General features: G+C 38.2%; 10 protein-coding genes. 8 read left to right on the plus strand and 2 right to left on the minus strand.

Annotation, left to right across the window (positions count from 1 at the left end):
- Nucleotides 1-26 precede the first annotated feature (26 nt).
- The 8 genes from KGF86_RS17230 to KGF86_RS17265 all read left to right on the plus strand — a co-directional run bounded on the left by KGF86_RS17230 (nt 27) and on the right by KGF86_RS17265 (nt 9297).
- Complete coding sequence (locus tag KGF86_RS17230; RefSeq protein ID WP_186870747.1) at nt 27-1316, plus strand: NAD(P)H-dependent oxidoreductase; 1290 nt, start codon at nt 27-29, stop codon at nt 1314-1316.
- A 136-nt stretch (nt 1317-1452) separates the two neighbouring features.
- The gene (locus KGF86_RS17235) at nt 1453-2442 is read left to right on the plus strand and encodes a thiamine pyrophosphate-dependent dehydrogenase E1 component subunit alpha (RefSeq protein WP_186870748.1); all 990 of its coding nucleotides are present in this window, start codon (nt 1453-1455) and stop codon (nt 2440-2442) included.
- A 12-nt stretch (nt 2443-2454) separates the two neighbouring features.
- The gene (locus KGF86_RS17240) at nt 2455-3438 is read left to right on the plus strand and encodes an alpha-ketoacid dehydrogenase subunit beta (protein ID WP_186870749.1); all 984 of its coding nucleotides are present in this window, start codon (nt 2455-2457) and stop codon (nt 3436-3438) included.
- 13 nt (nt 3439-3451) lie between these two features.
- Entirely contained in the window at nt 3452-4804 is a 1353-nt protein-coding gene (locus KGF86_RS17245) for a dihydrolipoamide acetyltransferase family protein (protein ID WP_186870750.1), read from the plus strand.
- A 12-nt stretch (nt 4805-4816) separates the two neighbouring features.
- Nucleotides 4817-6190, plus strand: a complete 1374-nt coding sequence (gene lpdA / locus KGF86_RS17250; protein ID WP_211742556.1) for a dihydrolipoyl dehydrogenase — start codon at nt 4817-4819, stop codon at nt 6188-6190.
- 243 nt (nt 6191-6433) lie between these two features.
- Nucleotides 6434-7477, plus strand: a complete 1044-nt coding sequence (locus tag KGF86_RS17255; RefSeq protein WP_186870752.1) for a TRAP transporter substrate-binding protein — start codon at nt 6434-6436, stop codon at nt 7475-7477.
- An 18-nt stretch (nt 7478-7495) separates the two neighbouring features.
- Complete coding sequence (locus tag KGF86_RS17260; RefSeq protein WP_186870753.1) at nt 7496-7999, plus strand: TRAP transporter small permease; 504 nt, start codon at nt 7496-7498, stop codon at nt 7997-7999.
- Nucleotides 7996-9297 (plus strand): TRAP transporter large permease, encoded by a 1302-nt coding sequence (locus tag KGF86_RS17265; RefSeq protein WP_186870754.1) that lies wholly within the window; start codon nt 7996-7998, stop codon nt 9295-9297. The genes KGF86_RS17260 and KGF86_RS17265 overlap by 4 nt, the downstream gene beginning before the upstream one ends.
- A gap of 93 nt (nt 9298-9390) precedes the next feature.
- Here KGF86_RS17265 and KGF86_RS17270 read toward each other — a convergent pair whose 3' ends face one another.
- Together KGF86_RS17270 and KGF86_RS17275 are read right to left on the minus strand one after the other, a co-directional pair.
- On the minus strand, nt 9391-10572 hold the full coding sequence (locus KGF86_RS17270; RefSeq protein ID WP_186870755.1) for a peptidase: 1182 nt from the start codon (nt 10570-10572) through the stop codon (nt 9391-9393).
- 155 nt (nt 10573-10727) lie between these two features.
- Entirely contained in the window at nt 10728-11882 is a 1155-nt protein-coding gene (locus tag KGF86_RS17275) for an HD-GYP domain-containing protein (RefSeq protein WP_186870756.1), read from the minus strand.
- Nucleotides 11883-12249 lie beyond the last annotated feature (367 nt).

A 12249-nucleotide genomic window follows, 5' to 3' on the forward strand; every position in this document is an offset into this window, starting at 1 on the left:
AAATACAACAAAGGGGAGTGGAGTAGATGTTAAATATTAATAGAAAACTAGCGAAACTAGAAAATGAAGGTTCGTATATTAAAGTTGGTTTAGTTGGTGCAGGGCAAATGGGACGTGGGATGATCTCTCAAATAGAAAGTATGAAAGGTATGCGAGTAGTTGTTACAGCAGATTTATTTATCGACAATATTACGAATGCGTATAGCCATGCTGGAATTGAAGCAAATGAAATAGTAGTTACCGAGGATGCAAAAGATGCATCAACAGCGGTGCAAGAGAATAAAGTTGTCGCTACTACTAATACTCAATTAGTTACTACATTGCCAGAAGTAGATGTAGTTGTTGATGCAACTGGCGTGCCGAATATAGGTGCTGAAATAGCTTGGGATACAATTTTAAATCGTAAGCATATTGTTATGCTTAATGCTGAAGCAGATGTCACTGTTGGACCATTGCTTAAGAAAATGGCTGATGCAAGTGGAGTAGTGTATACGGGTTCCGCTGGAGATGAACCTGGTGCGATAATGGAATTATATGACTTTGCAGATGCTATGGGGTTTGAAATAGTTGCTTTAGGTAAAGGAAAAAATAATCCATTAAATTTAGAGGCTAATCCAGAAACAGCGAAAGAAGAGGCAAAACTAAAGGGAGCATCACCAAAAATGCTAGCATCTTTCCAAGATGGTACAAAAACGATGGTAGAAATGAACGCTGTAGCTAATGCAACTGGCTTTTTACCAGATCAGCCAGGAATGCACGGATTTGAAGCTACTGTAAATGAACTTCCTGGTATCTTTTTGGAAAAAGACAAAGGTGGCAAATTGAACGGTAGAAAAGTAGTTGAATTTATAAACGGAATTGCTCCTGGGGTATTTGCTATTATCGCTTCTGACAAAGAAGAAGTAAATGCGGAAATGAAATATTTAAAAATGGGAGATGGACCGAATTATGTTCTATATCGTCCATACCATTTAACAAGTCTAGAAACGCCATTATCGATTGCAAAGGCCTTTTTCGATAATGAAGCAACCATAGCACCATATAAAGGGATACAAGGAGAAACTGTCACAGTAGCTAAAAGGGATCTTGAAGCTGGTGAATACTTAGACAGCATTGGTGGATTTACCGTATATGGTAAGCTGTTGAAGGCAACAGAAGCAAAATCTCTTAACGCACTTCCTATTGGTCTAGTAGACTCAAATGTTATGCTTAAACGCTCTATTAAAAAAGGTGATATTATCACTTACGATGATGTTGAACAAACAAAAGAATCAACAATCTGGAAAATACGTTCATTGCAAGATAGAGAGTTTTAACTGGATTAACATTCCATAGGGATGTATGAACTATAGTAATTACAACATATGTTTTGCTTGGTAAAGGTAAAACATATTTTATTACATTAAATTTTACAAAAGTAACAAGTGAAAACAAATGTAAAGGAGAGGTAAAATGAATAATAGCAATGTGTTAAACATTCCAGAAGTTATAACTAATGAAAAACTACTAGACCTATACAAACAAATGTGGTTAATCCGTCTATTTGACGAGAAAGTAGATGAATTTTTTGCAAAGGGCATGATTCATGGTACGACACATTTAGCCGTAGGTCAGGAAGCAAGTGCTGCCGGTGTGTGTGCGTTACTATCTGTAGAAGATAAAATCACCAGTACTCACCGTGGACATGGGCACTGTATTGCTAAGGGCGCGACCCCTGATCGAATGATGGCAGAGCTGTTTGGCCGGACTACTGGTTACTGTAAAGGTAAGGGTGGATCCATGCATATTGCTGACGTAGATATGGGGAATCTGGGGGCAAATGGGATTGTTGCTGGTGGTATACCGTTGGCTGTTGGTTCGGCATTAACGGCTAAAATGAAAAAGCTAGATTATGTAACAGTCTGCTTCTTTGGAGATGGGGCTACAAATGAAGGAAGCTTCCATGAAGCAGTCAATTTAGCTGCCATCTGGGATTTGCCTGTCATCTTTGTCTGTGAAAATAATCAATACGGAATGTCAGGTTCCGTAAAAGAGATGACACGAGTAGAAAATATTGCTGACCGAGCACACGCCTATGGAATCCCAGGCGTTGTTGCTGATGGTAACGATATTATCGAAATGATGAATGTAACAGATGAAGCGATACAACGTGCGAAACGAGGAGAAGGTCCAACATTAATTGAAGCAAAAACATATCGTTGGAAAGGTCATTCAAAGAGTGATGCGAAGAAATATCGTACCCGTGAGGAAGAACAAGAATGGCGTAAAAAGGATCCAATAAAACGTTGTAAGGAAGTATTAATCGAAGCGGGATTATTAACGGAAGAAAAGGCAGAAGATATTCGTCTGGAAGCGAAAAAAGAAATTGAAGATGCGGTTACTTTTGCAGAACAGAGTCCTGCGCCGACACTAGATGACTTATTAACGGATGTTTATGCATAGGAGGGGATACCAATGAGAGAAATTACTTACTTAGAAGCAGTACGTGAAGCGATGAGTCAGGAAATGCGTAAAAACGAGGATGTCTATATTTTAGGGGAAGACATTGGCGTATATGGTGGAGCATTTGGCGTAACTCGAGGCATGATTGAAGAGTTTGGACCAGAACGTGTACGTAATACACCGATTAGTGAAGCGGGAATTGCTGGTACGGCTGTTGGCTCAGCTTTAACTGGCATGCGTCCAATACTAGAATTACAATTCTCAGACTTCATTACGATAGCTCTAGACCAGCTTGTCAATCAAGCGGCGAAGATTCGCTATATGTATGGTGGAAAGGGTAAAGTTCCGATGGTAGTTCGAACTCCAAGTGGTTCTGGTACTGGTGCAGCCGCACAGCATTCGCAAAGTTTAGAAGCATGGGTCGCCCATATCCCAGGTCTTAAAGTTGTACAGCCATCAACTGCATATGATGCTAAAGGACTTTTAAAAGCTGCAATGGATGATGAGAATCCAGTTATTTTCTATGAGCATAAATTATTATATAAAACTAGTTCAGAGGTTCCAGAAGAGCAATATTCCATTCCTTTAGGCAAAGCGGATATAAAGCGGGAAGGTACAGATGTAACAATTGTCGCCACTGCGATTATGGTGCATAAAGCATTGGAAGCAGCAAAAGAGCTTGAAAAAGAAGGAATTAGTGTGGAAGTAGTTGATCCACGTACCCTTGTACCGTTAGATAAGGATACCATTGTGGAGTCAGTGAAGAAGACTGGTCGTGTTGTTGTCGTACATGAGGCAGTCAAACGAGGCGGATTCGGTGGGGAGATTGCTAGTGTTATAGCAGAAAGTGAAGCATTTGATTTTCTTGATGCTCCAATCAAACGTTTAGGTGGTGCGGAATCACCAATTCCATATAACCCCGAGTTAGAAAAGGCCCATGTACCACAAGTACCGGATATTATCCAGGCAGTTAAAGAAACCGTAAACCGCGTATAAGGGAGGGAACAACATGGCAAAAGAAATATTCATGCCCAAGCTAAGTAGTACGATGGCTGTAGGTACACTGCTTCAATGGTTTAAAGAGGAAGGTGACTCCGTTGAGGTTGGTGAACCATTATTTGAGATTATGACAGATAAGATAAATATTGAAGTTGAGTCCTATGAAGAAGGGATTTTACTAAAAAAATATTTTCAAGAGGATGATGAGATTCCCGTTAATACGGTTATAGGATATATTGGCAGCTCAGATGAATCGGTCCCAGCTGAGTCTCCAGGAGTGAGTGGTGAAGAATCTAAGAAAGAAGTAACTAGTACTAATGAAAACTCTAATGAGCCACTCACAACCTCTACAAACGGGGAAGTCGTAGAAACGAGTTCTACTTCTTTGAACGGAAAAGTACGTGCGACCCCAGCCGCAAGGAAGCTAGCACGAGAAAACGATATAATACTAAGTTCGGTATCTGGAACAGGTCCTAAAGGAAGAATCCAGAAGCAAGATGTGTTACAAGCACTGGAGGATACTCGCGTACTAGTAACCCCATTAGCAAGGAAAATCGCTGAAGAAAACGGTATGAATTTAAAAGAGATAACGGGTACTGGTGTTCATGGCAAGATTGAAAAAGCAGATGTTATCGAGGCTATCGAGAAAGCGAAAAAACAATCGACATCTACAACAGGTAAACGCGTGAAGCTAAAAGGGTTACGCAAGGCAATAGCGGAAAAAATGCTCGAAAGTGTTCGTACAATCCCACATGTAACTTTGACTAGTGAAGTTGATATGACAAAAGCAATAGAGGTTAGAAAAGCATTGTTGCCAGTGATTGAAGGGCAAACAGGCTACCGTTTGTCTTATACAGAAATTATCATGAAGACAGTGGCTCATGTACTTGGTAATCACCCTAAAGTTAATGCCTCTCTTATAGATAATGAAATTATTTACAATGAGGACATTAATATTGGTCTAGCAGTGGCTGTTGAGAATGGATTGGTTGTTCCTTCCGTGAAGCAAGTTAATACAAGAGGATTTGCTGAACTAACAGAAATGAGTAAAACATTAGGAAAGAAAGCCCGAGAAAGCAAGCTTACACCAGATGAAATGCAAGGAAGTACATTTACAATTAGTAATTTGGGTATGTATGCAATTGACGGTTTTACACCGATTATCAATCCACCAGAAACGGCAATACTTGGTGTTGGTAGAATCATTGAAAAGCCAGTCGTGGTGGATGGTCAAGTGGAAGTTAGACCAATGATGGTACTTAGCTTATCCTTTGATCACCGCGTAATCGACGGAGCGCCAGCAGCGGAGTTTCTAACCAATCTGAAAGCAAGCTTAGAAAATCCATTTAGTCTGTTGGTTTAGGAGGGAATACCGATGAAAACATTTGATGTAGCGATTATAGGAGGCGGACCTGGAGGTTATGTAGCTGCAATTCGGGCTGCAAAATCCGGGTTATCTGTAGCTCTTGTAGAAGGAAGCGAACTTGGTGGAACCTGTTTAAATCGTGGATGTATCCCTTCAAAAACGTTACTAAAGCATGCAGAGGTGTTAAATCAAATTAATCATGCTAACCAATTTGGAATACAGGTACGGGACGTCTCTTTTTCTTTTCCTGATATGATAAAACGTAAGAATCAGGTTATAAGGCAATTACAGAATGGAATTAAAGGATTATTACGTCAAAATAAAATCACGCTTTTGAACGGATATGGAACCGTCCATGCCGATAAAAAGGTTACAGTTGAATTAGATGAAAGGAAAGAAGAAATACAGGCAGCGCATATCTTACTTGCGACTGGATCAAAGCCGTTTATTCCTGAGATTCCAGGGATTTCAGATATAGACTATTATACTAGTGATACGATATTTGATTTAAACGAGGTTCCGAAACGACTTGTTATTATGGGTGGAGGTGTAATTGGTTTAGAGATAGCTTGTGTGTTTAATAGCTTAGGCTCAGCAGTGGATCTTATTGAAATGGCAGATCGAGTCATCCCTGCAGAAGATCCCGATGCATCGCACTTCATAACTAAGCAATTAGTTGAAAAGGGGATCAATATTCATACCACAACTAAGGTCACAGGCTTTAAAAAGGAAGCAAACACGATCGTAGAGCTAGAGGGAAATGGCGAAAAGGCTTCCATCGAAACGGATGCAATCTTAATCTCTGTTGGGCGTATTCCTAATACGACTGGAATCGAAGAGACAGGTGTTTCCTTTGACGGACGATTTGTAAAAGTAGATGAGTATATGCGTACATCTGTGGATGGTATTTATGCGATTGGGGATGTAATTGGCGGGTTCCAATTAGCGCATGCAGCCAGTGAAGAAGGAATTCATGCTGTAGATCATATTCTTGGAAAAGAGAAGAAGTTTGATTTAGCCATGCCACGTTGTGTATATACATTCCCCGAGATTGCAAGTGTGGGGATGACAGAAGAGCAAGCAAAAGCAAAAGGTTTTACCGTACGTACGAAAAAGGTAGATTTAGCTGGAAACGGCAAGGCAATTGCTTCGTTAGAAAATAGAGGGTTTATGAAGATTATCGTGGATGAAAAATACGGAGAAATTCTTGGCGTTGTCATGGTAGGAGCACATGTGACTGAAATGATTAGTCAAGCAACTTCTTTTATTCATTTAGAAGGAACAGTGGAAGAACTAGACTCCATGATTTTCCCCCATCCAACCATGTCCGAAGCTTTATTTGAAAGTGCTGCTGCGTGGTTAGGAAAAGGAATCCATTACTAAATGTTACCTTTAACCTACAGTAATAGAAATAGAAGTTTTTTTAAAGGAGTCATACCAGATTGATGTAATTAATCTGTATGACTCCTTTTTTATAAGGGTATTGTTTATATATTATTTAAAATATTCCAAATAATGATTGATATCATATTTTAAATAATATATGATTATACATAGACGAGAGCTTTTTCATATTCACATCAATGTAAGCGTTTTCTTTTTAAAACGAAATAAGGAGTGGTCACATTGAAGAAAGCTTTTCAAAGCAGGAGTAACGTTTTATTCATGCTCGTGGTTGGGTTTGGAATCGTAATGTTAGCAGCATGTGGTAGTGGAGCTAGCTCAGATAGTCATGCACATGAACTAGATTTCTCACATTTCTTTCCCCCAACACATTTTATGGAGGAAGAAATTCAAAGCTTTGCAGCTGAATTAGAGGAAAAGACGGATGGAAGAATTAAGATTACTTCTTATCCAGGGGCTGCTTTAGCGGCACCAGATGAACATTTTGATGCAGCTGCTACAGGATCGGTAGATTTTGCCTTAAGTGTACATGGATATACACCCGGGGAGTTTCCATTAACATCGGTAATGGAACTACCGTTTATGGCAAAAACAGCAATGTCCGGATCAGAAAATTTATGGAAGTTGATGAATGAATTTGATGAATTTGACGCGGAGTATGCGGGGACTGTCCCTTTATGGTTATATACAACAGACCCAGGACAGCTGTTTACAGTGGATAAGCCGGTTAAGCGTATAGAGGACTTAAAAGGAATGAAAATTCGCTCCCCCTCACCAGAAACAAGCGAGTGGTTAGAAGCGCTGGGTGCGACACCAGTTTCGATGCCAATGAACGAAAACTTTGAGGCATTAGAACGTGGTGTAGTAGATGGGACGATAGCACCTTGGGAAGCGGTGAAGACTTGGGGGTTAGATGAGGTTATTAACTATGCGACAGTAGGAAACTTCTACTCTACTACGATGTTTGTTGTTATGAATGAGGATGTGTTTAATCGTTTGAATCAGGGGGATCAAGACATGCTTTTAGAGCTTGCTGGAGAAAGAATGGCGAAGAAAACAGGAGAAGTATTCGACCAGTACGGAAGAGATGCTGTCGAGCAAGCAAAAGTAAAAGGAGTAGAAATCTATGAGTTGTCTAGTACAGAATTAGCTGAATGGAATGAATTTATCAATCCGACAATCGAAAGTTGGATTAATCAAGTCGAAGGTAAAGGATTACCGGGGCAAGCGGTGTATGACCGGGCAGTAGAGTTAAGTGGACAGTAAGCTGGGAGTGAATAATCCATGCCAAAGTTACTAGAGAAATCGGAGAGTCTTGTGATAAAAATTGTCGGGATTCAAGGACAAATTGCTAATGGTGTGCTGTTATTTATGATGGCCATTATAAGCTTCGATGTAATTGGGCGCAACTTTTTTAATCATCCTTTAAAAGGGACTTATGAAATGACTGAACTAAGTTCGGCGATGCTTGTTTTTTTGGCTCTTGCTATCACCCATCAAAGAGGGAACCATATTACCATTGATTTCCTAGTAGAACGTTTTTCGAAAAAAGCTCAGAATCTATTACTTGGTGTAGTAGAAATGGTGATTGCCCTAGTAGTGTTGCTCATCGCAATGCATATTTTTGAAAATGGGTTACGCATGATGGAAAGAAATTCTGCAACCACCGATTTAGGACTCCCGGTATATCCCTTTCTTTTTATCATTGCTTTTACGTTGACTACATTTATGCTACTAGCATTCTTTAAAGCTATCGCATATTTTCGAATGGCGGTGATAAAAGGATGAGTCCTGAATGGATTGGGATTATTGGTATTGTAGCATTGCTCTTATTATTTGTGCTTCGAGTTCCTGTGGCGGTTTCACTTATTATGGTTGGAACGGTTGGTCTAGCACTCATACGAGGCTGGGATGCGGCACTAGTACAACTTGGGACGACGCCATTTTCCACAGCTAGTTCGTATTCACTGAGCGTTATTCCACTTTTTATCTTAATGGGGATGTTTCTTTCTTATAGTGGGTTTGGTAGAGATTTATATACAGCAGTGGATGCGTGGATTGGCCATATTAAAGGTGGTCTAGCCATGACTACCATTGGAACGAGTGCATTCTTCTCTGCAATCTCTGGGTCGGTAAATGCAACAACAGCGACGATGGCAAGAATTTCATTACCCGAAATGAAAAAATACAAATATGATGATGCACTATCGACATCCTGTGTGGCCGCTGGGGGAACGCTCGGTATCCTGATTCCTCCTAGTGTTATACTTGTCTTATATGGGATATTGACTATGGAGCCGATTGGTAAGTTATTGATTGCGGGGCTCGTGCCAGGTATTTTGCAAATGATTTTGTTTATGTTACTGATTTATATTATGGTATGGAGAAAGCCAAGTCTTGCGCCAGTTACAGAGAAAAAGCCTTTTGCTATGAAAATAAAATCGTTAACCTTTGTTTGGCCCTTTATCCTGTTGTTTGCATTAAGCATTGGTGGAATATATTATGGTTATTTTACGCCAACAGAAGCAGGTGGAGTAGGAGCTTTTGGTGCATTTCTGTTAACGATTATGGCAAGAAGATTAAGCTTTGAACATTTTAAAAAGTCACTAAGTGAGACAACGCGTTTAACAGCAGCGATTTTCTTCATCATTATTGGTGCAGATATTTTTAGTAAATTCCTGGCACTTAGTACCATTCCGGTTAAAATTACACAATATGTTTCCGGGCTAGCGTTACCTGCGATGGCAATCTTAGGACTGATTTTATTAGTTTACTTAGTGTTGGGATTATTTCTAGAAGGCATTGCGATTTTTGTATTAACGTTGCCGGTAGTGTATCCACTAATTACGATGCTTGGCTTTGATGGGGTCTGGTTCGGTGTGGTCATGATTCTAGTCATGAATATTGGACTATTGACACCACCGATGGGACTAAGTATTTATATCATTAGTAGTGTAGCGAAAGAGATTCCAGCCCAGCGAATTTTTAAAGGAGTTATCCCGATGCTTGGAATGATGGTTTTGTGCTTAATCTTAATTGTGGTTTTTCCTGGTATTGTACTGTTTTTACCAGAGTTGATGAAGTAAACCAGTAAATGCTCTGAAGAAAGGTGCGTTTCTTCAGAGCATTTTTAGGTTGTTATAAAGGGAAAGTATAGAATGTATGTTGTTTTGTTATATTCACGCTACACGATCCCTTATAGACCTAAATCTCGCATAGATTAATAGTCCAATCATTAGAATACTCAATCCTAATAATACGATAGCGTCCCAGAAGTATTGACTACTAGGTGTCCATAGGTATTTCCATATATGAGCGAATATAGCAATCATTTGTGGTAGGAAATAGAGTGCAAATAAGCACGTAATCAGTACTATTCCAATAACATAGAACACACTATACAGTCTTACTGCAGATAACTCACTCTTGTAGACAGTTGTAGTAGTATCTTGCTTGATAAAAGAGAGCCATTTACTTAAATAATTCTTCCCACTCTCCATTAGATTATAGCTTCCAGTTATATTTTCAATAATAAAATAAATATCGGTTTTCATAAAGAAACTAAATTGATAGATTGTTTTTACAAAAATATCAAAAATGATAATCCCGAGTAATCCGAATAGAAGTGGATTCGAATCGCCAATTAATAATGTAAGTGAAAAAGCTATAAAAAGTGTCACCTGTTCAAATGACATCCCGGCGAAATATAACGGGTTTCGCTGCCTTGGGGCAAGTTTCCAAGCAGCTGTTAAATCTGTTTCGAACACAATTAAAAAAAGCCTGTTGCCAATATCGAGCTTGGTTGGCAAATTATATGAACGGATAGCTAGAATATGGCCGAATTCATGAATCAGAATAAGTATTAATGAAATCCCCATATATGTCAGCATATTCGCTATCATGGAATCAAAAATAAAAATATCTTGATAATGTGGTAAAAGTTCTGGATGTAATAGGATGAATCCTATATTTATGAACAACAAAAGAAGATAAATTTTGTTGGAAATCTTATTGAAAAAAATGCTGGCGAAATTAGCTGAAATCCAATCAAAGGCATTTGTTGACTTGTTCTTTTGGGAAGTGGTAACTATCTCACCATCGATTTCTTTCACCAAACCAAATTCAACTAATTGTTCAACAAAAGGAATAATCTCTACGTCCTCATTAGGGTAATTAGTCTTCAATATCTGTTCGATTTCGGCTAACCCTTTGCCATTATTGATTAATTCAATTGCATCGATGCAAACCTTAGGCATTTCATAGAATTCACCAGACTGATTGTCTTCCACAATATAATGTTTTTTATCTTGGCGAATCTCTAAATCGACTAAGCTAAGTGTTGATTCAAGTGTTAGATTCATGTTTACACCGCCACTTTTTATAATAATAGGATGCTAGTAATCTAGCATCCTTATGCTTTTTAGTATGGGCGTCCAAAGATGCACCACCAGCACGTAACTTTTATTTTTTTAAGTTTGCGGATTTTCAAGTTTAAACACCCCCTTTCAAGTTATGCCTAGTTGCTATTGTGTTTTGAGTGAATTTTTTCCCAATCAGGAAATATACTTTGAAAGATTTCTACTAATTTAGGATCAAATTGTGTTCCTTTTCCTTCAATAATACGTTCATATGCATCTTCCAAAGATAAAGCAGGCCTGTATGATCTAGATGAAGTCATAGCATCAAAAGCATCAGCAAGTGCAGTAATTCTTGCTAATAGTGGCGATTCTTCACCTTTCAAGCCATCAGGATAGCCTTTTCCATCCCAGCGCTCGTGATGATGTAATACAACATCTATATTAGCTGATATCCCTTCAACATCTTCAACAGCTTCTGCCCCTACACGTGGATGTGTTTTGATTATGTCATATTCCTCGTTTGAAAGTTTTCCAGGTTTAGTTAAAATAGCATCAGGTATATGAATTTTTCCAATATCATGTAATAAGCAAGCATAATAAAAATATCTTAACTCATCTTTATCAAATTTTTCTGTTGCAGTAGCTAATGACATTGCATACTCAGCGACACGTTCACTATGGCCCCGGGTATATGGATCTTTAAGTTCAAGGGTGGCAATAATTCCTTTTACAATCCCTTCTATTTGTCTATCATAAGAACTCATAACCGTTTCTACGTAACTAATGATACGATGTAAAATAATGAAACTAATCATATAGAGAACAATGACTACTAATAAGGGTAGCATTACTTCTGAGAAGTCGAGAAATAAGCCAACCATAATATATTTTATAGTGGTACCTAAGAAGACTACGTAGAAGTATTTTTTATTTACGAATATAGGTGCGAATAAAATAATTACTACTTCTACTAAATTTCCACTACTATATGGAAAATCGGTAGTTGAATAATACCAGATGTCACCTATCATAGTGATTGTAGTATAGCTGATAAAATAAAGGTATTTAATTAACCATAATTTCTTCTTTTTGAACAGATAAAAGGTTACGGGTACAAGGAACCCGACCACTAAATATAGAAAATAGTCTTTAATACTTAGCGAAATACCTTCCTCAGATCCCCATGGAAGTATAGGAAATAAGTAATAATAAATAACATCATAGATTAAAAACGTCCCATAAAATAACCCTAAAAACCACTTTGTGGCTTGTTTCTCTTCATATAATAAAGATTTGTGAAGTGTTTTTTCCATGATGAATCCTCTCTGAAAAATAATAATGGAAATTAGTTACACTAGGATTGACTTATTGAAAATAGTTAACCGCATACATTTTATTCTCTAAAGCGAAAGTCACCTATCAAATGTTTGTTTATTTATTGATTAATTAATTATACTAGGATGTTAACTAGTAGATAATTCCCTTGAAGTACGATCATCAAACCTATGACACTATGTATGTAATGAATTAAATCATTTTCAATGGTAAAAACAGTAAAAGGCTCAATCTTTCACATGATGCTAATGGCTAAGTAATTATTTTCCCCCATATATACCAGCTTAATAGTCATGTTGATTGGAATATAGGATATAATTTTTTCAAACAGTCCAAGCAATCCCG

This window comes from Ornithinibacillus massiliensis, assembly GCF_018310345.1.
Classification (GTDB): domain Bacteria; phylum Bacillota; class Bacilli; order Bacillales; family Amphibacillaceae; genus Ornithinibacillus; species Ornithinibacillus massiliensis.